At 76.2% G+C, this 23,795-nt stretch carries 20 protein-coding genes; 11 read left to right on the plus strand and 9 right to left on the minus strand.

The genetic code is table 11. The features are described from left to right. Positions 1-29 precede the first annotated feature (29 nt). Genes ACPCUX_RS04405 through ACPCUX_RS04415 form a run of 3 tightly spaced genes read right to left on the minus strand, consistent with a single transcriptional unit; the run spans position 30 to position 3,390 of the window. Positions 30-1,298 carry a DUF4350 domain-containing protein gene (locus ACPCUX_RS04405; protein ID WP_253705646.1) on the minus strand — a complete coding sequence of 423 codons (1,269 nt, stop codon included), beginning with the start codon at positions 1,296-1,298 and terminating at the stop codon, positions 30-32. Then, on the minus strand, positions 1,295-1,957 hold the full coding sequence (locus ACPCUX_RS04410) for a DUF4129 domain-containing protein (RefSeq protein ID WP_144722715.1): 663 nt from the start codon (positions 1,955-1,957) through the stop codon (positions 1,295-1,297). The genes ACPCUX_RS04405 and ACPCUX_RS04410 overlap by 4 nt, the downstream gene beginning before the upstream one ends. Further along, positions 1,954-3,390 carry a hypothetical protein gene (locus ACPCUX_RS04415; RefSeq protein WP_423388236.1) on the minus strand — a complete coding sequence of 479 codons (1,437 nt, stop codon included), beginning with the start codon at positions 3,388-3,390 and terminating at the stop codon, positions 1,954-1,956. Before ACPCUX_RS04415 ends, ACPCUX_RS04410 begins: the two co-directional genes overlap by 4 nt. A gap of 204 nt (positions 3,391-3,594) precedes the next feature. Between ACPCUX_RS04415 and mtrA the strand changes: the two genes are divergently transcribed. The 7 genes from mtrA to secA all read left to right on the plus strand — a co-directional run bounded on the left by mtrA (position 3,595) and on the right by secA (position 14,767). Beyond that, positions 3,595-4,278, plus strand: coding sequence for an MtrAB system response regulator MtrA (gene mtrA, locus ACPCUX_RS04420; protein WP_034655451.1), 684 nt, complete (start codon positions 3,595-3,597; stop codon positions 4,276-4,278). A gap of 107 nt (positions 4,279-4,385) precedes the next feature. Beyond that, on the plus strand, positions 4,386-6,116 hold the full coding sequence (gene mtrB / locus ACPCUX_RS04425; RefSeq protein WP_423388262.1) for an MtrAB system histidine kinase MtrB: 1,731 nt from the start codon (positions 4,386-4,388) through the stop codon (positions 6,114-6,116). Beyond that, positions 6,113-7,873: an LpqB family beta-propeller domain-containing protein gene (locus ACPCUX_RS04430; RefSeq protein WP_423388237.1), complete on the plus strand. Its 1,761-nt coding sequence runs from the start codon at positions 6,113-6,115 to the stop codon at positions 7,871-7,873. Before mtrB ends, ACPCUX_RS04430 begins: the two co-directional genes overlap by 4 nt. A 145-nt stretch (positions 7,874-8,018) precedes the next feature. Further along, positions 8,019-8,927, plus strand: a complete 909-nt coding sequence (locus ACPCUX_RS04435; protein ID WP_423388238.1) for a ComF family protein — start codon at positions 8,019-8,021, stop codon at positions 8,925-8,927. Positions 8,928-9,197: 270 nt separating this feature from the next. After that, positions 9,198-9,851: a ribosome hibernation-promoting factor, HPF/YfiA family gene (gene hpf / locus ACPCUX_RS04440; RefSeq protein ID WP_021482087.1), complete on the plus strand. Its 654-nt coding sequence runs from the start codon at positions 9,198-9,200 to the stop codon at positions 9,849-9,851. A 321-nt stretch (positions 9,852-10,172) separates the two neighbouring features. Beyond that, entirely contained in the window at positions 10,173-11,417 is a 1,245-nt protein-coding gene (locus ACPCUX_RS04445; RefSeq protein WP_423388239.1) for a winged helix-turn-helix domain-containing protein, read from the plus strand. A gap of 284 nt (positions 11,418-11,701) precedes the next feature. Continuing rightward, positions 11,702-14,767: a preprotein translocase subunit SecA gene (gene secA, locus ACPCUX_RS04450; protein ID WP_255179358.1), complete on the plus strand. Its 3,066-nt coding sequence runs from the start codon at positions 11,702-11,704 to the stop codon at positions 14,765-14,767. Between the two features lie 147 nt (positions 14,768-14,914). Here the strand turns inward: secA and ACPCUX_RS04455 are convergent, their stop codons facing one another. Both ACPCUX_RS04455 and ACPCUX_RS04460 read right to left on the minus strand, forming a co-directional pair. Beyond that, a complete protein-coding gene (locus ACPCUX_RS04455) occupies positions 14,915-15,505 on the minus strand; it encodes an Rv3235 family protein (RefSeq protein ID WP_423388240.1) in 591 nt (196 codons plus the stop codon). Between the two features lie 28 nt (positions 15,506-15,533). Then, positions 15,534-16,676 (minus strand): LysM peptidoglycan-binding domain-containing protein, encoded by a 1,143-nt coding sequence (locus ACPCUX_RS04460; protein ID WP_423388241.1) that lies wholly within the window; start codon positions 16,674-16,676, stop codon positions 15,534-15,536. A gap of 167 nt (positions 16,677-16,843) precedes the next feature. Here ACPCUX_RS04460 and ACPCUX_RS04465 point away from each other — a divergent pair, with 167 nt between their 5' ends. Further along, on the plus strand, positions 16,844-17,383 hold the full coding sequence (locus tag ACPCUX_RS04465) for a hypothetical protein (RefSeq protein WP_086151003.1): 540 nt from the start codon (positions 16,844-16,846) through the stop codon (positions 17,381-17,383). 92 nt (positions 17,384-17,475) lie between these two features. On the opposite strand, the gene ACPCUX_RS04470 is transcribed toward ACPCUX_RS04465, so the two are convergent. Next, positions 17,476-17,691, minus strand: a complete 216-nt coding sequence (locus ACPCUX_RS04470; RefSeq protein WP_114554296.1) for a helix-turn-helix domain-containing protein — start codon at positions 17,689-17,691, stop codon at positions 17,476-17,478. A 125-nt stretch (positions 17,692-17,816) separates the two neighbouring features. On the opposite strand from ACPCUX_RS04470, the gene ACPCUX_RS04475 reads away from it, so the two are divergent. Genes ACPCUX_RS04475 through ACPCUX_RS04485 form a run of 3 tightly spaced genes read left to right on the plus strand, consistent with a single transcriptional unit; the run spans position 17,817 to position 20,426 of the window. After that, positions 17,817-18,518 (plus strand): hypothetical protein, encoded by a 702-nt coding sequence (locus ACPCUX_RS04475; RefSeq protein WP_114554295.1) that lies wholly within the window; start codon positions 17,817-17,819, stop codon positions 18,516-18,518. Next, positions 18,515-19,891, plus strand: coding sequence for an AAA family ATPase (locus ACPCUX_RS04480; protein ID WP_423388242.1), 1,377 nt, complete (start codon positions 18,515-18,517; stop codon positions 19,889-19,891). Before ACPCUX_RS04475 ends, ACPCUX_RS04480 begins: the two co-directional genes overlap by 4 nt. 4 nt (positions 19,892-19,895) lie before the next feature. Next, positions 19,896-20,426, plus strand: a complete 531-nt coding sequence (locus ACPCUX_RS04485) for a DUF6912 family protein (protein ID WP_043655874.1) — start codon at positions 19,896-19,898, stop codon at positions 20,424-20,426. 53 nt (positions 20,427-20,479) lie between these two features. On the opposite strand, the gene hisN is transcribed toward ACPCUX_RS04485, so the two are convergent. From hisN to aroA, 3 genes are read right to left on the minus strand one after another with little or no spacing between them, the layout of a single operon-like run. Next, positions 20,480-21,274, minus strand: a complete 795-nt coding sequence (gene hisN, locus ACPCUX_RS04490) for a histidinol-phosphatase (RefSeq protein ID WP_021482063.1) — start codon at positions 21,272-21,274, stop codon at positions 20,480-20,482. A gap of 58 nt (positions 21,275-21,332) precedes the next feature. Then, a complete protein-coding gene (gene rsgA, locus ACPCUX_RS04495; protein WP_114553729.1) occupies positions 21,333-22,400 on the minus strand; it encodes a ribosome small subunit-dependent GTPase A in 1,068 nt (355 codons plus the stop codon). Next, on the minus strand, positions 22,400-23,749 hold the full coding sequence (gene aroA, locus ACPCUX_RS04500) for a 3-phosphoshikimate 1-carboxyvinyltransferase (RefSeq protein ID WP_423388243.1): 1,350 nt from the start codon (positions 23,747-23,749) through the stop codon (positions 22,400-22,402). The genes rsgA and aroA overlap by 1 nt, the downstream gene beginning before the upstream one ends. Positions 23,750-23,795: the final 46 nt, after the last annotated feature.

The raw sequence follows: 23,795 nt of genomic DNA on the forward strand, positions 1-23,795 counted from the left end.
CTGCGGCACGGAGCCGTCGGGGTGGTGCGTCACGAGTGGTAGACCTCGCTCTCGATCCGGTCAAGGTGACGCGCGAGCTCGAGCAGCGCCGCGTCGTCGGCGGGTGGTGGTCCGTACAGGAGCTGGGCGACCTGGTCGCCCGGCCGACCCGTCGCGCGGGCGACGGCGTCGACGACGGTGGGGGCGTCGGCCGAGCGGGGCAGGCCGAGGCGGTGCGCGAGACGGTCGGCGGCGCTCGCGCGCAGCCCTGCGGCGGCGTGGCCGCGCGCCCCGGCGCGTCGGTAGAGGCGGCCGCGGCCGCGCGTCGTCTCGGCGGCGCGCACGATCACCGGCAGGTCCTCCGTGACGAGGGGGCCCAGCCGGCGGCCGCGCCACAGCACGACCACGAGCAGCACGACGAGCGCCTGGAGGGCGACGACGCCGAACCACGGCGGCAGGGACAGCCCGGGGGTCGTGCTCCCGTCGTCGGCGAGCGACGTGTCGAACGGGTCGGGCACGAGCCACACGAGACGGTCGTGCGCGCCGAGCGTCCAGAGCGCGAGCGCGGCGTTGCCGTCCTCGGTGACCGAGTCGTTGCGCAGGACGGCGGGCGTGTCCACCGCGCGCACCGTGCGCCCGTCGGCCTCGTGCACGAGGTAGGCGCCCAGGGACGGGTCGTCGGGGGAGGGGAAGCAGAGGACGGTCGCGTCGTCGAGCGCGACGAAGCCGACGCCGTCGGAGCGGATCGAGCCCGCGGCCTGCGCGGCCGGGTCCGCGCAGCGCGCCGGTCGTGCCGACCCGCCGGAGCCCCAGTCGTACGCGAGCTCCGCGCCGCCGTCGGTCGCGGCGGCGAGCAGGTGGTCGGGCGGCGCGACGAGCACGAGGTCCGTGGGGGTCCCGACGAGCGCGTCCACCTGCTCGTCGAGCAGGTAGTCGCCCTGCGCGACGAGGAGCGTGCCGCCCTCCTCGGCGGCGCGCACCGCGTCGGCGACCGTGCGCACGTAGGTGACCTCGACGCCCTGGTCGCCCAGCACCTGCGCGACCGCGCGCGCCCCGGCGGGGCCCGGGTTGTCGGGTGCGAGCGGCGTGGCCGACGTCGCGGGGCGCGCGAGCGCCGTCAGCCCGGCGAGCAGCAGCAGCGCGCCGACGACGGCGACGGGCCAGCGCGCCCGGCGCCAGCGGCTGCGGGCCCGCGAGCGGGCGGTCGTGCCGTCGCCGACGACGGGCACGTAGGCGGTCGTCACGGCTCGCGGGTCGCCCGACGCGCCCGCGGAGGGCGCCGCACCGGGCGGGACGGAGGACGTCGTCGGGGCGCTCATGCGCCGTCACCGGGCGCGGACGCGGCGAGCTCCGCACGGAGCGCGGGGCGCGTCGCGAGCGTCCGCTCGTCGAGCGCGCGCAGGAAGGCGTCCGCCTCCGGGCCGACGGTCACGGCGCCGTACGCGACGTCGTCGAACAGGTGCGCGCCGCGCTCGAGCCCGTCGGCGACGTCGGGCAGGCGCTCGCCCGCCGTCCGCGCGGCCTCCCACGCGGTCCGTCCGGGACGCGGGTCGAGGACCGCGCGCTCCTCCAGCGAGCGCACGACGGCGCGGAAGCGTTCGAGCGCGGCGGTCGCCCAGTCGGCGCGCGCCGCGGCGGCGTCGGCCGCGGCCCGCATCTCGGCCGCGGTGCGCGCGTCGTCGTCGAGCACGACCACCGAGGCCTTCGCCCGGCGCGACAGGCGCACCGGGCCGGCGACCCAGTAGGCCACCGCCGCGACGAGGGCGACCGCCACGACGACGACCACCGCCGTCAGCGGGCCGCCGAGGTCGAGCGTGGGCGCGCCGTCGAACAGTCCCTGGAGCCACTCGAGGAACCGCTGCAGGAGCGACGGGTCCGTGCGGTACTCCGGCCCGGCGAGCTCGCCGACGAGCCACCGCCGGGCCTCGTCGGCGCCGGGCTGCACGGGCACGTCGGCCGCGAGCGACCGCACGGTCATGCGGGCGGCTGCTCGCTCGCCGCCGCGGCGAGCTCGACGTCGAGGCCCTCGCGGCGCATGCGCACGTCGATGTAGAGCAGGGCGACGATGCAGCCCAGGAAGACCGAGGTGAGGATCATCGAGAGCGCGACGCCGATCGCCTGCACGAGGTGGTACAGGAAGGTCTGGCCCGCCATGAGCAGGAACGACGCGGCGAGGCTCGCGGGGTACGCGACGATGCCGGAGACGAAGCTCATCGCCACGAGGGCGAGCAGGTAGATGCCGAACAGGCGCCAGAAGCTGCCGCGGGTGAGCAGCCACGCCCGCTTGACGGTCCGCCAGAACGGCTGCCCCTCCAGCGCCAGGGCGGGAGGCACGAGGCCGGTCCGCGTCCCGACCCAGACGAGGAGCACGGGCCAGGCGAGCAGGGCGACGACGATGAGGAACGCGCCGAGCCCCTCGGAGACCGCGAAGCCCGCGACGACGAGGAGCGTGGCCAGGCCGAGCGCCACGGACGCAGCCAGGCCGGTCAGCAGGGGGAACGCGATGAGGAACCACGTGCGCCGTCCGACCTGGGACCAGACCTCGCCGACACCGGCCTTGCGCCCGATCGCGGACTGGCCGACGGAGACCGTGAGGAGACCCGCGATGATCGGCGCGGCGAAGAACGTGGTCACCTGGATGCCGAGGGAGCTCGCGAGCGTCGTGGCGAAGCTCTCGTCGAAGCCGGGGAAGGTGGCCTCGTCCAGCACGACGTCGAAGTACTGGGCGACGTAGCCGGAGAACGCCCAGCCCAGGAAGGTGCCGAGCAGCGTCGCCACCACGACGACGAGCGCGCTCATGCCGAGCACGACCCGGGGGTTGTGGCGGATCGCGCCGAACGCGCCGTCGAAGATCTCGCCGAGCGACAGCGGGCGCAGCGGGATGATGCCGGGCTTCGCCGCGGCCGGCGCGTAGGGCGCGCCCGCGAGGCCGGGCGGCGGGCCGTAGCCCGGCGCGCCGTACTGCTGCTGCCCGTACTGGCCCTGCCCGAACTGCTGCTGGCCGTAACCGGGCTGCTGGCCGTATCCGGGCTGGCCGTACCCCGGCTGCTGGCCGTAGCCGGGCTGGCCGTACCCCGGCTGCTGCTGGCCGTACCCCGGCTGCTGGCCGTAGCCCGGCTGGCCGTACCCCGGCTGTCCCGGAGCGGCGCCGGGCGCACCCCACGCGCCGGGTGCGGGCGGCTGGTCCGTCGGCGGGTGCTGACCGGGCTCCTGGCCGGGCGCGTACTGGCCGTACCGCGGCTGGGGCGCCGACGAGCCGGGCGCACCGTAGCCGGGGGCGCCGTACGAGGGCGCGCCCCAGCCGCTCGCGTCGCCGCCCGGACCGGGCGCGGCGGGCGGCGTGGGGCCGGGGGCCGCCGTCGGGTCGGGCGTGGCACCGTCCGGCGTGCCGGAGGTGTCGGGTGTGCTCATGTGCTCGTGGTCCCCCGCGATCGGCTCGGGCGTCGGTCCAGGCCGCCGGGCGAGGATCGGCAACGGCGGCGAGGCCACCCTAGTACGCGGCCCTGCGCGGCGGCCGACCGGCTCGCGCCGCCGGGTGCGCCCCGCCCGCGGGTTCACCCTCGCCGCGGGGCCCGGCCGCCCCGACGTCGGGCCCGTCGATGGCAAGATGTCCGCATGAAGGTTCGTGTGCTCGTGGTGGACGACGACACCGCCCTGGCCGAGATGATCGGCATCGTCCTGCGCTCCGAGGGCTTCGAACCGGTGTTCTGCGCGGACGGCGACCTCGCGCTCGAGACGTTCCGCACCACGCAGCCGGACCTGGTCCTGCTCGACCTCATGCTCCCGGGCAAGGACGGCACGGAGGTGTGCCGCCTCATCCGGGCGGAGTCGGGCGTCCCGATCATCATGCTCACCGCGAAGAGCGACACGGTCGACGTCGTGCTCGGCCTGGAGTCGGGTGCCGACGACTACATCTCCAAGCCGTTCAAGCCCAAGGAGCTCGTCGCCCGCATCCGGGCGCGCCTGCGCCGCACGGAGGAGCCCGCCCCCGAGCACCTGTCCATCGGCGACGTCGAGATCGACGTCACGGGGCACCGCGTGTCGCGCGGCGGCGAGCAGGTGTCCCTGACCCCGCTCGAGTTCGACCTCCTCGTCGCGCTCGCGCGCAAGCCGTGGCAGGTCTTCACGCGCGAGGTGCTCCTCGAGAAGGTCTGGGGCTACCGGCACGCGGCGGACACGCGGCTGGTCAACGTCCACGTGCAGCGCCTGCGCTCGAAGATCGAGCACGACCCGGAGAACCCGGAGATCGTCCTCACGGTGCGCGGCGTCGGCTACAAGGCGGGCGCGACCCGCACGTGAGCACGACGGCCGGCTCCGCCGACGGGCGCGGGCGAGGGCTCTGGCGCCGCGTCCGGCGCCGGGCGCGCGCGACCGTCCGCCGCGTGGTGTGGCGCTGGCGCTCGTCGATGCAGCTCCGTGTCGTCACGTCGGCGCTCGTCGTCGGCGTGCTGACCGTCGGGGCGCTCGGCGCCTACCTCACCGACGCCATGCGCGACGGCCTCTACGAGCGGCGTGCCGCCGAGCTCGACCAGGAGAGCGCCCAGTCCACGCAGCAGGCGCGCCGCACGCTCGACGCGTCGCCCGCGTCGACGCCGACCGAGGCCCAGTCGCTCCTCTTCGACCTCTTCTCCATGCTCCAGACCACCGGGTCGTCGCGCGACGTCTTCCTCTGGCAGTCCGGCGGGTCGGGCACGGTCGGCTTCCTCGACCAGTCGACCGACCAGCAGCTCGACGGCCTCGTGTCGCCCGAGATGCGCGCGGCGACCGTCGCGGCGGACGGCGAGCAGTACCTCCAGTCCGTGGCGATCCCGGTCGACCCGGCCCACCCGGAGTCGTCGGGGGTGGTGCCCGGCATCGTCGTGGGCTCGACCGTCGAGGTGCCGGTCGCGGGCACGTACGAGCTCTACTACCTCTACGACCTCGAGGCCGACCAGGAGACGCTGCGCTTCCTCCAGTCGGTCCTGCTCGTCGGGGCGCTCGTGCTGCTCGCCCTGCTCGTCGGGATCACGGCGCTCGTCACGCGCCAGGCGGTGCTCCCGGTGCGCCAGGCCGCGAGCGTCGCGGAACGGCTCGCGGACGGCCGCCTCGACGAGCGGCTCCCGGTCAAGGGCCACGACGAGATGGCGTCCCTCGCGCACTCGTTCAACGAGATGGCGCAGAGCCTCCAGGAGCAGATCGGGCGCATGGAGGAGCTGTCGATGCTCCAGCGCCGGTTCGTCTCGGACGTGTCCCACGAGCTGCGCACGCCGCTCACCACGATCCGCATGGCCTCCGAGGTGCTGCACGCGTCGCGCGAGGACTTCGACCCGGTCTCGCGACGCTCGACCGAGCTCCTGCAGGCCCAGCTCGACCGGTTCGAGGACCTGCTCGCCGACCTGCTCGAGATCAGCCGGTTCGACGCCGGCGCCGCGGTCCTCGACGCCGAGCGGCGCGACCTGCGCGACGTGGTGAACGCCGCCGTCGACCACGCCGCCCCGCTCGCCGAGCGCAAGAGCGTGTGGCTGTCGGTCCACCTCGGCGACGAGCCCGTCACGGCCGACATCGACCCGCGGCGGGTCGAGCGCATCGTGCGCAACCTCGTCGTCAACGCGGTCGAGCACGCCGAGGAGCGGCCGGTCGAGATCACGGTCGACGGCGACGGGCACGCCGTCGCGGTGACGGTCCGCGACCACGGGGTCGGGATGACGACCGACGAGGTCCAGCACGTGTTCGACCGCTTCTGGCGTGCGGACCCCGCTCGCGCCCGCACGACCGGCGGCACCGGCCTCGGGCTCGCGATCTCGCTGGAGGACGCGCACCTGCACGGCGGGTGGCTCGAGGCGTGGGGCCGCCCCGGCCGGGGCGCGAGCTTCCGGCTCACGCTCCCGCGGCGCGCCGGGATCCGGCTCCAGTCGTCCCCCCTGCCGCTCGTCTCCGAGGCGGCCGCCGGCCGCGGGCTGCCCGCGGAGTGGAGCGTGCGGACGCCGGTCGTCGAGGACGTCGAGGGGACGGCGGGCCCCGCCGACCTGCCGTCGGTCACGGGCGGCATCCCCGTCGTCATCCCGCGCGACCACGCGCCCCAGCCCGGCCGGGCGACGGTGCCCGGCTCCGGCGGCGGTCCGGCCGCCGGCCCCGACGACGTCCAGGAGGGGCGATGACCACGACGGGGACCGTGCGGCGTCCGACCACGGGGCAGGCGAACCTGCGGCGCCGGGTCGGGCGCGCGCTCGCGGCCGGGATCGCGGCCGCGGGGGTCGCCGCTCTCGCGGCGTGCGCCTCGATCCCCACGTCCGGGCCGGTCGTCGAGGGCGAGGCGACGCCGGAGGACCCGGGCCAGCCGTTCGTCAGCGCCGCCTCGCCCCGCCGCGACGCCTCGCCGGACCAGATCGTCCGCGGCTTCCTGGCCGCCCAGGCCCAGGGCGCGCGCGGCTCGTTCGACGTCGCGTCCGAGTTCCTCACGCGCGACGCGCAGGACGACTGGTCGCCCGTCTCCCAGGTCGCGATCCTCGAGGACGTGCCGCAGCTCGACGTCGACGAGGCCGCGATCGAGGGCGGCACGACGACGGTCCGCGCCACCGCCGACGTCGTGGGCACCGTGGACGAGCGCGGCGTCTACACGGAGCAGGCGCCCGGCCGGACCACCGAGGTCTCCTACGGCCTCGTCCGCGACGCCGACGACCAGTGGCGCATCGACGTGGTCGACGACGGGCTGACGATCACGGCCACGAACTTCGCGCGCACCTTCAAGCAGGCCAACCTCTACTTCCCGACCCTCGACCGGGCCTACCTCGTGCCCGACGCCCGCTGGTTCCCGAGCCGGAACTGGCAGGCGCTCGCGGTCCGCGAGACGCTGCGTGGCCCGGCCGACTGGCTCGCAGGGTCCGTCGCGACGGTCGCGCCCGAGGGCACCTCGCTGAGCATCGACTCCGTGCCCCCGGGGGAGGGCAGGGTCGCGGTGCCCCTCACCGACCCGGTGACCGCGGCGTCGCCGGCCGACCGCGCGATGCTCATCGCGCAGCTCCAGGCCTCGCTCGGCGTGCCCGTCGACATCACGGTGGGCGTCGGCGGCTCGGAGCTCTCGGCCGACGACGTCCCGACCATCGGCGTCGCCACCACGCCCGACGAGCCGGTCGTGCTCTCGGGCGACCAGGTCATGAGCCTGGAGGGGCGCACGACGCGCGCGGTGACGTCGGCCGCCCCGCTCGCCGGGCTCCAGCCCACCGCGCTCGCGTTCCGCGGCCGGGCCGACGACGCCACGTACGTCGTGCGGGACGGCGCCGCGCGGCTCGTCACGGCGCCGACGGCGGAGGCCGGGCCCGTCACGCTCCTCACCGGGACGAGCCTCGTCGCGCCGTCGATCGACCGGTTCCAGTACGTCTGGAGCGGCCCGCAGGTGCAGGCAGGGTCGCTGCAGGTCGTGGACCTGCGGGAGGCCGGCAGCGACGCGGCGGTCTCCGAGGTGGCCGCGCCGTGGCTCGACGGGCGCACCGTGATGTCGCTGCGGGTCGCGCCCGACGGCGCCCGGGTGGCCGTCGTCAGCGACTCGGGGTCCGGGGCGCAGGTCCACGTCGCGGGCATCGTCCGCGACGAGACCGGCCGGCCGACCCAGCTCTCCGCACCGGTCCGGGTCGGGCAGCCGATCGCCGCCGCGACACAGGTGACGTGGGTCGACCGCGCGCTCCTCGGGGTGCTCGGCCGGGCGTCCGGCGAGTCCGAGGTCGTCGTCCAGCGGGTGCCCGTCGGGGGGCCGACGGTCGCCGCCTCGCCCGTCGAGGGCGCCGTCTCGCTCGCGTCGGCCACGGGCGTCGGCACGACGCTCGTCGGGACGAGCGACAGCAGCCTGTACGCCGCGGGCACGTCGAGCCTCTGGACCAAGATCGCCACCGAGGTCCGGCTGCCCACGTACCCCGGCTGAGACGCCGCGCGCCCGGTGGCGCGAGGCGCGCCGGGCGACCACAGGCTCCCGGACGGCGCGGGTCGGGAGCCCGCGGTGCGCGCGTCGTCCACAGGTGGCCGGTCCGCCGGTGCCGGACGCTCGCGCCACCGGGCACGCTGGCCCGGTGCTCCTCGCCGCCCTCGACGACGTCGCCCGCCTCGTCCTGCCCGTCGCGTGCCCCGGCTGCGACGCGCCCGACGTCCGGTGGTGCGAGCCCTGCCTCGCGCCGCTGCGCGCCCCGCTCCAGCGGCGCGAGCGTGGGGCGCCCCGCCTCGACCGGCTCGACGGCGTCGCGCCCCTGCCGGTGTGGGCGCCGGCGGCGTACACGGGGCCCGTGCGCGGCGTCGTCGTCGCCTGGAAGGACCGCGGCAGGGCGGACCTCGACCGGCCGCTCGCGGACGCCGCGTGGCGCGCGGGCACCGCGCTGGGGCCGGTGCTCGGAGCCGTGCTCGGGCAGGGGCGCGGCACCGCGCTCGGTCCCGCGCTCGGGTCTGGGGTCGGGGCGGTCCCGGGGGAGGGGTCCCGGGGGTGCCCGGTCCCCGTCGTCCCGGCACCGACGACGCGGGCCGCGCGTCGCGCCCGCGGGCGCGACCCCGTCGCCCTGCTCGCGCGTGCGGTCGCCGCCGGACTCGACACCTCGGGAACCCCCGCCCGGAGCGCCGCGCTCCTCGTGCACCGCGGGCGCGCCCGGGACCAGGTCGGGCTCGGCTCGCGGGCGCGCGGGGCCCGTCTCGGCACGGTCGCCGTCGCCCCCGGGAAGCTCCTCGGGGCCGGTGCCGGAGGGCTCGTCCGACCGCTCGTCGGACCGTCCGCCGGAGCGCGTCGAGGACGGCCCGGGCGGCGCCCGTCGACCGGTGCACCGGCACCGGTCGTGGCGTGCCTCCTCGTCGACGACGTCGTCACCACGGGAGCCACCCTCGCCGCGTGCGAGAGGGCTCTGACCAGCGCGGGCGCTCTCGTGCTGGGCGCCGTCGCGCTCGCCGCGACCCCGTCGCCGGGCGAACGACGGCGGTCCGCCGGGCAGCCTCCGTGAGGTCCGCGCCGCGCGGGTCGAAGGTCCCCTCGTTCACCTTCCGTTGGTGCTGCCGACACCCCGGGCCCGGGGTTAGGCTGAGGGCCAGTCGCCGCGGACGACGGACGTGCAGGACACGTGCGCCGCCGCGCGAGCGTACCGAGCGCGCGGCCCTGCGCCGCAAGGAGGTGGTAGCCCACCGCACCCGGCAGCGGGTGCTCCTACCGAATCCGAACGAGGCGCCCGGACGCACCGGGCCGGGCGTCGCACTAGATCCTCGCGGAGGCTCACATGGAGATCGTCGTCGTCGGCAGGCACACGGAAGTGGCAGACCGCTTCCGCCGGCACGTGGAGGACAAGCTCGCCAAGGTCCAGCAGCTCGCGCCCACGGCGCAGCGCGTGGACGTCGAGGTCACCCACGAGAACAACCCGAGGCTCTCGGGGGTCCGCGAACGCGTCGAGCTCACCGTGCGGGCCAAGGGACCCGTCGTCCGCGCCGAGGCCGCGGCCGACGACCGGTTCGGCGCCCTCGACCTCGCGATGGACAAGCTCGCGGAACGGCTGCGCCGCGCCCGCGACCGTCGCAAGGACCACCGCAACCACACCGTCGTGCCGCCCGTCGACGTGCGTCCCTACGACCCGGCCACGCACGAGGCACCCCCGCCGCCGGCGCCGACCGCGCCGACCGCGCCCGGGGAGGCCGTCGAGACGACGCTCGGCGACTCGCCCGTCGTCATCCGGCAGAAGCTGCACACCGCGGAGCCCATGACGGTGGACGACGCGCTGTACGAGATGGAGATGGTCGGCCACGACTTCTTCCTCTTCGTCGACATCGAGACGTCGCGCCCGTCCGTCGCCTACCGCCGCCGCGGCTGGACGTACGGCGTCGTCGCGCTCGACACGTCCTGCGACTGCGCCGACGCCTCGGTCGAGAAGAGCGCCTGACCGCACCTGACGCGCCCGGACCCTCGAGGGTCCGGGCGCGTCGTGCTGTCCGGACCCGTCGCCCGCTGACCCGCCCCCGCTGCCCGCTGCCCGCTGCCCGCTGCCCACCGTCCGCCGCCCGCCGACCGCCGCCCGCCGACCGCCGCCGACCAGGCGATCCCGGTCGGCCGAGCAGGTGGTCGTGGCGGGTCCGGCCGCCGGGACGCGCCAGGACCGCCTGGTCGGCGGGGGCGGGTGGACGCCGGGTGGGCGGCGGGTGGGCGTGTGGGTGGGGGCGGGCAGGATCGGGGGGTGGTCGCCACGCCGTCGAGGTCCGAGTCGATGTCCCTGTCCCAGGCGCGCCGTGTCGCGCTCGCCGCGCAAGGGCTGCACCGGGAGCGCCCGGACGTCGGCGCGCGTGCCGGGTCCGGCGGGCGCGCCCCGACGATGCGGCAGGTCCAGGGGGTCATCGACCGCCTGGGGCTCCTCCAGATCGACTCGGTCAACGTGCTCGCGCGGGCGCACCTCATGCCGCTGTACGCGCGGCTCGGCCCGTACGACACGGCGCTGCTCGACCGCGCGGCGGGCCGTGCGCCGCGTCGGCTCGTGGAGACGTGGGCGCACGTCGCGTCCTACGTGCCGCCCAGCACGTGGCCGCTGCTCGAGTGGCGCCGCCGCCGGTACCGCACGGAGGCGTGGGGCACCATCAGCGCGGTCGAGATGAGCCACTCCGAGGCGGTCCAGGACGTGCGGCGCCTCGTCACGGAGCGCGGCCCGATCACCGCGAGCGAGGTGCACGAGATCCTCGAGGCCGAGGGGCGGGCGCACCCGCGCGACCGCTCGCAGTGGGGCTGGAACTGGACGGTCGCGAAGCGCGCGCTCGAGTTCCTCTTCTTCACGGGGGAGATCACGTCCGCGCGGCGCAACGGCGCGTTCGAGCGCTGCTACGACCTCACGGAGCGCGTGCTCCCGCCGGAGGTCGTCGCGACGCCGCCGGTCGCGGACGCCGACGCCGTCCGGGCGCTGCTCGAGATCGGCGCCCGCGCGCACGGGGTCGGGACGCTGCGCTGCTTCCGCGACTACTTCCGGCTCAAGGGGCCCGCGGTGCGGACGGCGCTCGACGAGCTCGTCGAGGCGGGCACCCTGCGCCCGGTGACCGTGCGGGGGTGGGACGAGCCGACCTACCTGCACGCGGACGCGGCGCTCCCGCGGCGCGCGACGGGGACGACGCTGCTCAACCCGTTCGACCCGCTCGTGTTCGAGCGGACCCGCCTCGAGCGGCTGTTCGACGTCCACTACCGGATCGAGATCTACGTGCCCGCGGCGAAGCGGGTGCACGGCTACTACGTCCTGCCCTTCCTCGAGGGCGAGGCGCTCACCGCGCGCGTCGACCTCAAGGCCGACCGCCGGGCCGGGGTGCTGCGGGTGCAGTCGGCGCACCGGGAGCAGGCGGCCGGGCCGCAGACGGCGGCGCGCCTCGCCGCCGAACTGCACGTGCTCGGCCGGTGGCTGGGGGTGCCGGAGGTCGACGTCGCGCCGGTGGGTGACCTGGCGCCCGCCCTCGCGGCCGAGGTCGCGACGCACTGAGGCCGCCTGTCGGCGACGGCGACGTCGTGGCCCTCCGCCGTTGCTGCCGCCGGCGGCGGTGGACGGCGCGCCCGGCCGAGGTGCCTGCGCCGTAGGCTGGCGGGCGACGTCGCGGGGGAGAGGTTCGTCGTCGGCGAAACCCGGACGGGACCGGCGCGGCCACGACTCCCCTACGATGTTGTGTGACGTTGCCGACGTCCGCTGCCGTGCGCGCCCGCGCGGCAGAGCGTCGGCTCTGCTCCCGGACCACCCGGCCCGGGCACCGATCGAAACGGGAGTCCTGCGTGCCTTCGATCCTCGACAAGGTCCTTCGCATCGGCGAGGGCCGGATCCTCAAGAAGCTGTCCGGCATCGCCGACCAGGTGAACAAGCTCGAGCCCGGCTTCGAGGATCTCACCGACGAGGAGCTGCGGGAGGAGACCGACCGCTTCAAGGCGCGCCTCGAGGCGGGCGAGACCCTCGACGACCTGCTCCCCGAGGCGTTCGCCGCGGTGCGCGAGGCGTCGCGGCGCACGCTCGGCCAGCGGCACTTCGACGTCCAGCTCATGGGCGGCGCGGCGCTGCACCTCGGCAACATCGCCGAGATGAAGACCGGTGAGGGCAAGACCCTCGTCGCGACGACGGCCGCGTACCTCAACGCGCTCGAGGGCAAGGGCGTCCACGTCGTCACGGTGAACGACTACCTGGCGAAGTACCAGTCCGAGCTCATGGGCCGGGTGTACCGCTTCCTGGGCCTGTCGACCGGCGTCATCCTGTCCGGCCAGACTCCGGCGCAGCGGCGCGAGCAGTACGCCGCCGACATCACGTACGGGACGAACAACGAGTTCGGCTTCGACTACCTGCGCGACAACATGGCGTGGTCCACGGACGACCTCGTGCAGCGCGGCCACCACTTCGCGATCGTCGACGAGGTCGACTCGATCCTCATCGACGAGGCGCGCACGCCGCTCATCATCTCGGGCCCGGCCTCGGGCGACACGAACCGCTGGTTCGGCGAGTTCGCCAAGGTCGTGCGCCGTCTCAACCCCGGGACGGACTACGAGGTCGACGAGAAGAAGCGCACGGTCGGGGTGCTCGAGCCCGGCATCGAGAAGGTCGAGGACTACCTCGGCATCGACAACCTGTACGAGTCGCTCAACACGCCGCTCATCGGGTTCCTCAACAACGCCATCAAGGCGAAGGAGCTCTTCAAGCGCGACAAGGACTACGTCGTGCTCAACGGCGAGGTCATGATCGTCGACGAGCACACGGGCCGCATCCTGCCGGGCCGCCGGTACAACGAGGGCATGCACCAGGCCATCGAGGCCAAGGAGGGCGTGCAGATCAAGGCGGAGAACCAGACGCTCGCCACGATCACGCTCCAGAACTACTTCCGCCTGTACTCCAAGCTCGCGGGCATGACCGGTACCGCCGACACCGAGGCGGCGGAGTTCCAGGGCACCTACAAGCTCGGCGTCGTGCCGATCCCGACGAACCGTCCGATGCAGCGCGTCGACCAGCCCGACCTCGTCTACAAGAACGAGGAGGGCAAGTTCGACGCCGTCGTCGCGGACATCGTCGAGCGCCACGCGCAGGGCCAGCCGGTGCTCGTCGGCACGACGAGCGTCGAGAAGTCGGAGCTGCTGTCGTCCAAGCTGAAGAAGCAGGGCGTCCCGCACGAGGTCCTCAACGCGAAGCAGCACGAGCGCGAAGCCGCGATCGTCGCGCTCGCGGGCCGCAAGGGCGCCGTGACGGTCGCGACGAACATGGCCGGCCGTGGTACGGACATCATGCTCGGTGGCAACGCCGAGTTCATGGCGGTCGCGGACCTCGCGGCGCGCGGCCTGGACGCGGCGGAGAACCCGGAGGAGTACGAGGCCGCCTGGCCCGACGCGCTGGAGAAGGCGAAGGCCGCGGTCGCCGCGGAGCACGACGAGGTCCGCGAGCTCGGCGGTCTGTACGTCCTCGGCACGGAGCGGCACGAGTCGCGCCGCATCGACAACCAGCTCCGTGGTCGTTCCGGCCGTCAGGGCGACCCGGGCGAGTCCCGGTTCTACCTGTCCATGCAGGACGACCTCATGCGCCTGTTCAACTCGACCCTCGCCGAGTCGATGATGAACCGCGCGGGGTTCCCCGACGACGTGCCGCTCGAGTCGAAGATGGTCACGCGCGGCATCGCGAGCGCGCAGGGCCAGGTCGAGTCGCGCAACTTCGAGATCCGCAAGAACGTCCTCAAGTACGACGACGTCCTGTCGCGCCAGCGCACCGTCATCTACGACGAGCGCCGCCGCGTGCTCGAGGGCGAGGACCTGCAGGAGCAGGTGCAGCACTTCCTCACCGACGTGGTCACCGCGTACGTCGAGGGCGCCACGGCCGAGGGCAACCCGGAGAGCTGGGACCTCGAGGGGCTGTGGACCGCGCTCAAGGCGGTGTTCCCCATCTCCATCACGGTGGACGAGGTCGTGGAGCAGGCCGGCGGCGAGACGCGCCTCACGAGCGAGATGCTGCTCGAGGAGATCCTCTCGGACGCCCGCATCGCCTACCAGAACCGCGAGGAGCAGCTCGGCGCGGCGAACATGCGCCAGCTCGAGCGTCGCGTGACGCTCTCGGTCCTCGACCGCAAGTGGCGCGAGCACCTCTACGAGATGGACTACCTCAAGGAGGGCATCGGGCTGCGCGCGATGGCGCAGCGCGACCCGCTGGTCGAGTACCAGCGCGAGGGCTTCCAGCTCTTCCAGGCGATGACCGAGGCCATCAAGGAGGAGACGGTCGGGTACCTCTTCAACCTCGAGGTCAAGGTCGCGGAGCCGGGCGCGGCCACGGGCCAGGCGCCCGCGATCTCCGTCGCGGGTGCGGCGCAGGCCGCGCAGTCGGCCGCGGGCCAGGCGCTCGGCGGCGCGGCGGGTGCCGCGTCGGCCGGTGCGGCGGCCGGTCTCGCGGCGGCGGCGCAGCGCGACGCGGCGCCGACGCAGGACTCGCCCGTCGACGGCGCGCCCGTCGCGGACGAGCCGGTCGAGGACGCCTCCGTGGAGGACGCGCCCGTCGAGGACGCGCCGGTCGCGCCGGAGCCGGTGGCGGCACGTGCCGCGGCCGAGGGCCCGGGCGGCGACCGCCCCGGCACGCTCATCGCGAAGGGCCTCGACGGCCCCGACCGCCAGGTCCCGCTGTCGTACACCGCCCCGAGCGAGGACGGCACGGGCCAGGCCGTGGTGTCGGGCGACGCGGGCCGACGCTCGCGCCGCGCGCTGCACGGCGAGGCGACGGCGGTCGAGAGCGACGGCCGGACCTTCCCGGGCACGCCCCGCAACGCGCAGTGCCCGTGCGGCTCCGGCAAGAAGTACAAGGTCTGCCACGGCCAGAACGAGGCCTGACCGGATGCCCGTCCGCCGGGCACCCTGACGACGACGGCGAGGCGTCCACCTGCGGGTGGGCGCCTCGCCGTCGTCGTGCCCAGCCAGGAAGGCCGCCGGGGATGTCGGGTCCGGGAAGGGCGTCGTCGTGCCCGGTGCGGGAAGGGCTCAGCCGATCTCGAGCGCGACCACGCGCCAGGCTCCGCGGCGCGCCTCCAGCCGCGCCGCGGCGGCGCGGACCCGGTCCCCGTCCTGGACGACGACCGTCCCCTCGGCGACGCCGTCGCCGATGCGCAGGACCCGCGCGCGGCGGACGGCGACCGGGCGGGCCGGGGTCTCGCCCGGGCCGTCGGCCACGAGCCGGGCGCGCCGGGCGAGCGCCTCGTAGATCTCCGGCGACACCCACCGCGCGAGCTGTCCGACCGTGCGCTCGCCCCGGACGACCTCGACCGCCGCCCGGACCACGGCGCAGCACAGCGCGGTCGGGTCCGGCAGCGGCACGGGTGTCGTCGGGCGCCCGAGGGGACGGCCCCGGACGACGTGCTGCGGCGCGCGGGCCGTCGTCGGGTCGGTCACGTCGACCGTGGCGACGGTCGGGTCGCCGAGGCAGCGGAGCAGCCGCGCAGGCGGGGCGGACGGGACGCTCGTCGAGCGGAGCGGGCGGACCGTGGTCCCGTTCGTGGGAGGGGCCGTCGGTGCGGCCGCGGGTGTCGCGGTGGTGACCGGGGCGTGCGCGCCGGCCAGCAGGGGAGCGGTCATGGTGGGGCTCCTTCGGGGTCGGCGGTGGTCAGGCGGACGGCGCGACGAGGACCTGGCCCGGCCGGACGAGGTCGGGGTCCGCGCCCACGACATGGGCGTTCGTCACGTGCCAGCGCTCCACCGCCTCCGCGACCTGCCGGTCGGTGGACCCCGCGGGCAGGTGCCGGGAGGCGATCGACCACAGCGAGTCGCCGCGCACGACGACCACCTCCGGCGCGGCCTCCGGACCGGGCACGTCGCGAGTCACGGCCAGCGCCGCGTCGCGCTGGCGGACGGCGTCCGACGAGGCCCCCTCCGCAGCGACCGTCTGTCCCGCGGCGCCGGAATCCTCCGTCTCCTGGCCGACGACGCCCGCCCCGGCGCGCGCCCCTCCGGAGTCGGTGGTGTCGCCCGTACCAGCGCTCTCCGCGCTCGTCGACGGCGTCGCGCCGGTCGCTGCGGAGGTGGCACCGTGCGAGCGGTGGGGGTCCTGCGACGTGCCGGCGTCCGCCGGCACCCCGGAGGGCGGCACCGAGGGCGCCGACACGGACGACGGCGGCACCGAAGACGGCGGCACCGAGGTGACCGGCGCGGGCTGGCCCGGCGCGGCGTCCGCCCGGGTGCTCGACGAACCGTCGGAACCCGCCGTGGAGCCGTCCGCCGTGGCGGACGGGGCGCCGGGGGTCGTCCGGGACGTCGAAGCGGCGCTCTCCGCGGCGCTGCTCGACACCGTGCCCCCGTCCCCGGCGACGGCACCGCTGGGTCGCCACCCGAGATCGACGGCGACGACGCCCGGGTCGTCCGCCGGGGCGGCCGCGTGCGCTGTCCCGCCGGCGACGAGCAGGCCCGCGCCGACAGTGGCGCCGACGGCGGCGCGCGCCGCGTGCCGGACGACGGCCGGCGCCGCGCGGCGCAGGAGGCGTTCTCCCGTCGTCCAGGACCGTCCGGCGGCCTCGGCAGCCACGCAGGCCAGCGCGACGAGCGCGCTGAGCGCGACCCAGAGGGCGACCAGCGCGCCCACCGACACCGCGCCGAGCTCCACCCAGGACTCGACGCGGTGCGTCGGGAGCGCGTCGACGAGGTGCAGCGCCCGGAACGACAGGACGGTCGTCGCGCCGCCCAGGACGAGGACGAGCGCAAGGAGGGCGAGCAGACCCCCGGCTCGTCGGGATCCAGCATTAACCCGGTCCATCGTTGCCCCCTGCCTGCCGTCGCGCACTCGACAGCGTTTGGTGTCGTTTGGTGTCGTTTGATGGCGACACATTGATCTAAGCGTGCAGGATCGACGCCTGTCCAGGCCCGTCCCGTGATGTGGACGACGGAGGGTCGGGTGCGGTGGCACCCCGCTACGGTGTGCCGATGCGATGGGACGCCCTGTTCGACGACCTCGCGGCGCAGCTCGCCGCGGCGGAGTCGCAGGACCGCGTCGCCGCGGTCGCCGACCTGACCCGGGCGGAGCACGCGACGGTGCTCCTCACCGAGCGGCTGCGCGCCGCGCCGGGGCCCGTGACGCTCGAGCTCCGCGACGCGTCGGCGGTGACCGGCGAGGTGCGGGAGGTCGCGCAGGAGTGGGCGCTGGTCGTCGACGGCCGCCGGCAGCACCTCGTCCCGCTGGACGCCGTGGTCGCGGTGCGGGGTCTCGGGCGGCACGCCGACCCGCCGCGCTCGTCCCGGTCGGCGGCGCTCGGCCTCGGGCACGCGCTGCGCGCGCTCCAGCGGGACCGGAGACCGGTCCAGGTGCGGACGGCCGCCGGGAGCTACTCAGGGTGGGTCGCCCGGGTGGGGAAGGACCATCTCGACCTCGAGCCGTCGCCCGGCAGCACTCACGGCGCGCGGGTGGTCCGTTGGTCGGCCGTCGTGTGCGTCAGCGAGGCGGAGACGGGGTACGTACCGAGGTGAGCGCGCGGCAGGGGGAGCCGGGGGAGCAGGGACGCCGTCGCACGACGGCGTGGGGACGCGGCACGGGTCGGCGAAGGCGCGACGGCGTGCCGTCAGCCGTCGAAGTCGCCCGCCTCGATGCGCTGGCGCGTCTGCGCGTACATGCGCTGGATGTACGCCTCGAGCTCGCTCATCTCGACCCGCCACTGGCCGCGACCGCCCACCTGGATCGCGGGCAGCTCTCCCGACCGGACGAGCGCGTACGCCTGCGCCGCCGAGATGTTGAGCTCGTCCGTGACGTCGGCGAGGGTGAGGAACCGCTGGGGCATGGCGTCAGTCTGGCACGCGCGCGCCCCGTCGAGGTGCTCGTCCACAGGCGCTGCCACGCGCCCCGCCGACCGGGGATCATGAAGCCGCGGCACGGGCGACGTGCCGACCACCGAGGGGGAGATGGATGACGACGACCGTGGAACGACCCGTCCCGGGGGCCGCGACGCCCCCGCCCGCCGCGCGGCTGCGGCGGCCGGGCTGGAAGGACCCGCGGCTCCTCGTGGGGGTCGTCGTGGTGGCGCTGTCCGTCGCGCTGGGGTCCTGGGCCGTGAGCAGCGCGAGCCGTACGGTCGCGGTGTACGCGGCCGGGACGCCGCTGACGCCCGGCACCACCGTCGGTGCGGCGGAGCTGCGCACGGTCGAGGTGCGGCTCGGCGCGCAGACCGACCGCTACCTGCTCGTCGAGGACGGGCTCCCGGACGAGGCGGTCGTCCTGCGGACGGTGTCCGCGGGCGAGCTCGTCCCGGCGACGGCGCTCGGCGCCGCCACCGACCTCGCGGTGCGGGCGGTCGCGGTGCCCGTGACGTCGGGCCTCTCGGAGCGGATCGTGGCCGGCGCCGACGTCGACCTCTGGCACGTCCCGGAGGCCGCCGCCGCACCGTCCCCGGACGTCGCGCAGGACGCCCCGGACGGACCGGGTGCCGTGCCGGAGATGCTCGTCGGTGGCGTCACGGTCGCGCAGGTCGACGAGGGCGAGGGCACGCTCGTGGTCGGCGGGCCGACGACGGTGCACCTGCTCGTCGAGGTCGACGACCTCCCCGCCGTGCTCGCCGCCGTCGCGGGGGAGGGCACCCTCGCGCTGGTCCCGGTCGGCGGTGCGGGGTGAGCGGCGCGACCACGGTCACGACGGTCCTGTGCGCGGTCCGCGGGGCGCGCGAGGCGGAGGTCGTCACGACGCTCGACGCGTCCGGGCTGCGGGTGACGCGGCGCTGCGCGGACGTCGTCGAGCTGCTCGCCGCGGCGGCCGCGGGGGCCGGGCGGGTCGCCGTCGTCTCGCACGACCTCCCGGCGCTGGACCGGCAGGCCGTGGCCGACCTGCACGCGCACGACGTCCGGGTCGTCGCGCTCGCCCCCGGGGGCACGTGGGAGGAGGACCGGCTGCGGGCCCACGGGGTGGACACCGTGGTGGACGTGGACCGGTCCCCGGGCACCCTGTGCGACGCCGTCCGGGCGGTCGTGCCGGCCCGCACCGCGCACGCGGGCCCGCCCGGCGCGCCCGCCCGCGTCCTGGCGCCCGTGCCGGCCGACGGCGAGGGCGACCGGCGCGACGGCCGGACCGTCGCCGTCTGGGGCCCGACCGGGGCGCCGGGCCGCACGACCGTCGCGACGAACCTCGCGGTCGAGCTCGCGGGCCCGGCACCCGCGGGGCGGCCCCGGCGGCACCGCGCCGCACGCCGGGCGCACGAGGTCGACGCGGCTGCCACGGCCGCCGTCGGGCCTCCGGCCGAGGTGCTGCTCGTCGACGCGGACACGTACGGCGGGACGGTCGCGCAGCGCCTCGGGCTGCTCGACGAGTCCCCGGGGCTCGCCGCCGCGGCCCGCAGCGCCGGTCAGGGTGTGCTCGACGCCGCGGGCCTCCGCGCGCTGGCCCCGGTGCTCGTGCCCCGCGTCCGCGTCCTCACGGGCCTCGCCCGGGCGGCGCGCTGGCCCGAGCTGCCGGGCCCGTCGCTCGACGCGGTGTGGCAGGTGGCGCGGTCGGTCGGGGACTGGACCGTCGTCGACTGCGGCTTCGGCATCGAGCAGGACGAGCTGCTCAGCTACGACACCCGCGCCCCGCAGCGCCACGACGCGACGCTCAGCGCGCTGGGCGCCGCGGACGTGGTCGTGGTCGTGGGCGGCGGGGACCCGGTCGGGCTCCAGCGCCTCGTCCGCGCGCTCGACGAGCTGGGAGAGTCCGGGGCGGCGGCCGCCGCGGCCCGCGTCGTCGTCGTGAACCGGGTGCGGGCGAGCGTCGTCGGGCCACGGCCCGAGCGCGCGGTGCGCGACGCGATGGCGCGGTACGCCGGCGTCGAGGACCTGCACGTCGTCCCGGAGGACACCGCCGTCGACGTGGCCCTCCGGGAAGGGAGGACGCTCGGCGAGACCACCCCGGCGAGCCCTGCCCGGCGCGCGCTGGCCCGGCTCGCGGAGGCGGTGCGGGAGGCCGCCCCGTCCGGGCGTGGTGCGGCGCCCGGTCCGGTGCTCGAGGCGGCACACTGAACCCATGCGCATCTATCTCCCCGCGACGCTCGACGAGCTCGACGCCGTCACCGTGACCGCCGACGCCGCCCGCTGGACCGTCGCCCCGCGCGGCGCCCACGCCGTGACCGCCGCGCTGACGCGTGCGCTGCCCGACGAGGACGAGGAGGGCCTCGAGTACGCGGCGGCGCTCGAGGCGGCGGACGACTCGCTCGCGCTCGTCGCATCACGCCCGGACGCGCCGCGGCAGCGGCTCGTCGTCACGCTCGAGGTGCCCGACGGCGCGGTCCAGGTCGTGGGGGCCGAGGACTCCGACGACGAGGACGCGCCCGCCCCGAGCGCCGTCGAGGTGCTGCGCACGGTGCCCGACGTCGCGATCGTGTGCGTGCACGTCGACGAGCCGGAGGCGGTCGCGGACGTCGAGGCCGTGCTCGCCGCGGCGGACGACGACGGTCCCGACGCGGACGCGGCGCTCGACGCGGCCATCGAGCGCGTGGGCGAGCGCGACCTGCTCTGGTACGACTGGTCCGAGCTCAAGGACGTGCCGCGCGGCTGAGGCCGGGGCGAACCCGGGGCGGACCTGGGCCACCGCCGGGGTGACGAGCCCCGTCAGCCCAGGCGGCCCAGCACCTCGTCGTGCAGGAGGCCGTTCGTCGCGACGGCGTTGCCGCCCCACGGGCCGTCGGCGCCGTCGAGCGACGTGAACCGCCCGCCCGCCTCGGTGACGATCGGCACGAGCGCGGCCATGTCGTAGAGCTCGAGCTCGGGCTCGGCGGCCGCGTCGACCGCGCCCTCGGCGACGAGCATGTACGACCAGAAGTCGCCGTAGCCGCGCGTGCGCCACGCGCCGCGCATGAGGTCGAGGAACGGCTCGAGCTTGCCGCGCTCCTCCCAGCCGTCGAGCGACGCGTAGGCGAGCGACGCGTCGGACCACGACGAGACGCCCGAGACGTGCAGGCGCGACGCGGCGGCGAGCGACTTGCCCGTCCACGCGCCGGTGCCCTTCGAGGCCCACCAGCGCCGGCCGAGCGCGGGCGCGGACACCAGCCCGACGACGACCTCGTCGCCGTCGGCGAGCGCGATGAGCGTGGCCCACACGGGGACGCCGCGCACGAAGTTCTTCGTCCCGTCGATGGGGTCGACGATCCAGCGGCGGGCGCCGTGGCCCGTCTCGCCGTACTCCTCGCCCACGATCGCGTCGCGGCCGCGGGCCCGGCCGAGCTGGCCGCGGATGATCTCCTCGGCGGTCCGGTCGGCGTCGCTCACGGGCGTCGAGTCGGGCTTGGACTCGACGTGCAGGTCGAGCGCCTTGAAGCGCGACAGGGTGTGGGCGTCGACCTGGTCGGCGATCACGTGGGCGAGGCGCAGGTCGTCGTCGTAGCCGCGCGTCGAGGGGGGCGTCATGGCTCACACCGTAGCGGTGCGCGCACGGGCCGGGGGAGGCGCCGCGCGGGGTGCGGGCTCAGGCGGCGCCGGTGCGCGAGGCGAGCACGCGCCGGAACGACTCGAGCCGCGCCGCGCGGGCGTCGCGGGTGGCGTCGTCGGGGGAGTCCGCCACCCAGTCGTCGAGCGCGCAGTCCGGCGCGTCGTCGAGGTGGGTGCACCCGCGCGGGCACGCGGCGGCGACGGCGTCGAGGTCCTCGAACGCGCGCAGCAGGTGGTCGACCTGCACGTGCGCGAGCCCGAACGACCGCACGCCCGGGGTGTCGATGACCCACCCGCCGCCCGGCAGGCGCAGCGCGACCGCCGACGTCGACGTGTGCCGGCCGCGCCCCGTGACGTCGTTGACGTGCCCCGTCGCGCGCCGGGCGTCGGGCACGAGCGCGTTGACGAGCGTCGACTTGCCGACGCCCGAGTGCCCGACGAACACCGACGTGCGACCGGTCAGCGCCTCGCGGACGGCGTCGAGCGGCTCGATGGCCCAGCCGTCCGGCGCGAGGCCGTCGGGCGCGCGCCGCGTGACGACGACGGAGACGCCGAGCGGCTCGTACAGCGCGCGCAGCGGCGCCGGGTCGGCGAGGTCCGCCTTGGTGAGGCACAGCAGGACGTCCATGCCGGCGTCGTACGCGGCGACGACGCACCGGTCGATCATGCGCGTGCGCGGCTCCGGCTCGGCGAGGGCGGTGACGACGACGAGCTGGTCCGCGTTCGCGACGATGACGCGCTCGTACGGGTCGGTGTCGTCGGCGGTGCGGCGGAGCACCGACGACCGCTCCTGGATGCGGACGATGCGCGCGAGCGAGCCGTCGTCCCCGGTGACGTCGCCGACGAGGTCGACGCGGTCCCCGCACACGATCCGCGTGCGCCCGAGCTCGCGGGCCTTCATCGCGAGGACGGTGCGCTCGTCCTCGGCGCCGACGACCGTCCCGTCGTCGGTCCCGCCCACGAGCAGCGTGTACCGGCCCCGGTCCACGCCCGTGACGAACCCGGTCACCGCGTCCGCGTGCTCGGGGCGCTGTTTGGTGCGCGGGCGGCTGCCACGCTTGCCGGGGCGCGAGCGGAAGTCGGACTCGTCCGGGACGCGGGCCATCAGCGGGCCGCCGCCCCCGAGCCGCCGAGCATCCGATCCCACATGCCCGCGAAGCCGGGGAGCGTCTTGGCCGTCGTCGCGACGTTCTCGACGCCGACGCCCGGCACGCGCAGCCCGATCACGGCGGCCGAGGTCGCCATGCGGTGGTCGTGGTAGGTACGGAAGACGGCCCCGTGCAAGGGGCGCGGCGTGATGACGAGCCCGTCGCGCGTCTCCTCGGCCTGCCCTCCGAGGCGCGTGATCTCGGTCGCGAGCGCGGCCAGGCGGTCCGTCTCGTGCCCGCGCAGGTGCGCGATGCCGCGCAGGCGGCTGGGCCCGTCGGCGAGGGCCGCGAGGGCGGCGATCGTGGGGGCGAGCTCGCCGGCGGCGTGCAGGTCCACGTCGACGCCGCGCACCTCGCCCGTGCCCGTCACGGTGAGCACGTCGCCGTCGAGGGACGACGTGGCGCCCATGGTCTCGAGCAGCTCGGGGACCATCGCGCCGGGCTGCGTGGTCGCCGTCGGCCAGCCCGTGACGCGCACGGTGCCCCCGGCGACGAGCGCGGCCGCGAGGAACGGCGCGGCGTTCGACAGGTCGGGCTCGACCTGCACGTCGCGCGCCGCGATCGGCCCCGGCTCGACGCGCCAGATCGCCGGGCGCGAGTCGTCGACGACGACCCCGACCTCCCGCAGGACCTCCACCGTCATCTCGATGTGGGGCATGCTCGGCAGCGTGTGCCCGACGTGCCGGACCGTGAGGCCCTGGTCGTAGCGCGCCGCCGCGAGGAGCAGCCCGGAGACGAACTGGCTCGACGCCGACGCGTCGATGTCGACGGATCCGCCCCGGACCCGGCCGCGCCCGCGCACGGTGAACGGGAGCGTCGTGGGCAGGCTGCCGCCGTCGTCGCCCGCGACCGGGACGTCCAGCGCGCTGAGCGCCGCCACCACCGGGCCCATGGGCCGCACCCGCGCACCCTCGTCGCCGTCGAACCGCACCGCGCCGTCCGCCAGCGCCGCGACCGGCGGGAGGAAGCGCATGACCGTCCCGGCGAGGCCGCAGTCGACGTCGACCGGTCCGCGCAGGGCGCCGGGCGTCACGTGCAGCTCGGTCGGCGACGCGCCCTCCTCGATCCCGACGCCCAGCGCGCGCAGCGCCGCGATCATGAGGTCGGCGTCGCGGCTCCGCAGCGCGCCGCGCAGCGTCCCGGGGCCGTCGGCGAGCGCCGCGAGCACGAGCAGCCGGTTCGTCAGCGACTTCGACCCCGGGACCTCGACCGTCGCGTCGAGCGGCCCGCGCGCCGTGGGCGCGACCCAGGCGTCGGCCGGGGCGGGGGACGGTGCGTCGGTGGGCGCGGAGGGCTGCGTCGTCATGGCGTCCAGGCTAGTGGAGCGTCGTGGCCCGACGGCGGCCGGTCCC

Source organism: Cellulosimicrobium sp. AB352, from assembly GCF_049538415.1.
GTDB classification, from domain to species: Bacteria; Actinomycetota; Actinomycetes; order Actinomycetales; family Cellulomonadaceae; genus Cellulosimicrobium; species Cellulosimicrobium funkei.

What these genes read in the sequence shown, in the direction of transcription:
- ACPCUX_RS04415 (WP_423388236.1), bottom strand. Translation starts at nt 3,390, where the DNA reads ATGAGCACACCCGACACCTCCGGCACGCCGGACGGTGCCACGCCCGAC.
- ACPCUX_RS04485 (WP_043655874.1), top strand. Translation starts at nt 19,896, where the DNA reads ATGCGCATCTATCTCCCCGCGACGCTCGACGAGCTCGACGCCGTCACC.
- aroA (WP_423388243.1), bottom strand. Translation starts at nt 23,749, where the DNA reads ATGACGACGCAGCCCTCCGCGCCCACCGACGCACCGTCCCCCGCCCCG.
- ACPCUX_RS04460 (WP_423388241.1), bottom strand. Translation starts at nt 16,676, where the DNA reads ATGGACCGGGTTAATGCTGGATCCCGACGAGCCGGGGGTCTGCTCGCC.
- hpf (WP_021482087.1), top strand. Translation starts at nt 9,198, where the DNA reads ATGGAGATCGTCGTCGTCGGCAGGCACACGGAAGTGGCAGACCGCTTC.
- ACPCUX_RS04455 (WP_423388240.1), bottom strand. Translation starts at nt 15,505, where the DNA reads ATGACCGCTCCCCTGCTGGCCGGCGCGCACGCCCCGGTCACCACCGCG.
- ACPCUX_RS04470 (WP_114554296.1), bottom strand. Translation starts at nt 17,691, where the DNA reads ATGCCCCAGCGGTTCCTCACCCTCGCCGACGTCACGGACGAGCTCAAC.
- ACPCUX_RS04445 (WP_423388239.1), top strand. Translation starts at nt 10,173, where the DNA reads ATGTCCCTGTCCCAGGCGCGCCGTGTCGCGCTCGCCGCGCAAGGGCTG.
- mtrA (WP_034655451.1), top strand. Translation starts at nt 3,595, where the DNA reads ATGAAGGTTCGTGTGCTCGTGGTGGACGACGACACCGCCCTGGCCGAG.
- rsgA (WP_114553729.1), bottom strand. Translation starts at nt 22,400, where the DNA reads ATGGCCCGCGTCCCGGACGAGTCCGACTTCCGCTCGCGCCCCGGCAAG.
- ACPCUX_RS04465 (WP_086151003.1), top strand. Translation starts at nt 16,844, where the DNA reads ATGCGATGGGACGCCCTGTTCGACGACCTCGCGGCGCAGCTCGCCGCG.
- ACPCUX_RS04410 (WP_144722715.1), bottom strand. Translation starts at nt 1,957, where the DNA reads ATGACCGTGCGGTCGCTCGCGGCCGACGTGCCCGTGCAGCCCGGCGCC.
- mtrB (WP_423388262.1), top strand. Translation starts at nt 4,386, where the DNA reads ATGCAGCTCCGTGTCGTCACGTCGGCGCTCGTCGTCGGCGTGCTGACC.
- ACPCUX_RS04475 (WP_114554295.1), top strand. Translation starts at nt 17,817, where the DNA reads ATGACGACGACCGTGGAACGACCCGTCCCGGGGGCCGCGACGCCCCCG.
- hisN (WP_021482063.1), bottom strand. Translation starts at nt 21,274, where the DNA reads ATGACGCCCCCCTCGACGCGCGGCTACGACGACGACCTGCGCCTCGCC.
- ACPCUX_RS04430 (WP_423388237.1), top strand. Translation starts at nt 6,113, where the DNA reads ATGACCACGACGGGGACCGTGCGGCGTCCGACCACGGGGCAGGCGAAC.
- ACPCUX_RS04405 (WP_253705646.1), bottom strand. Translation starts at nt 1,298, where the DNA reads ATGAGCGCCCCGACGACGTCCTCCGTCCCGCCCGGTGCGGCGCCCTCC.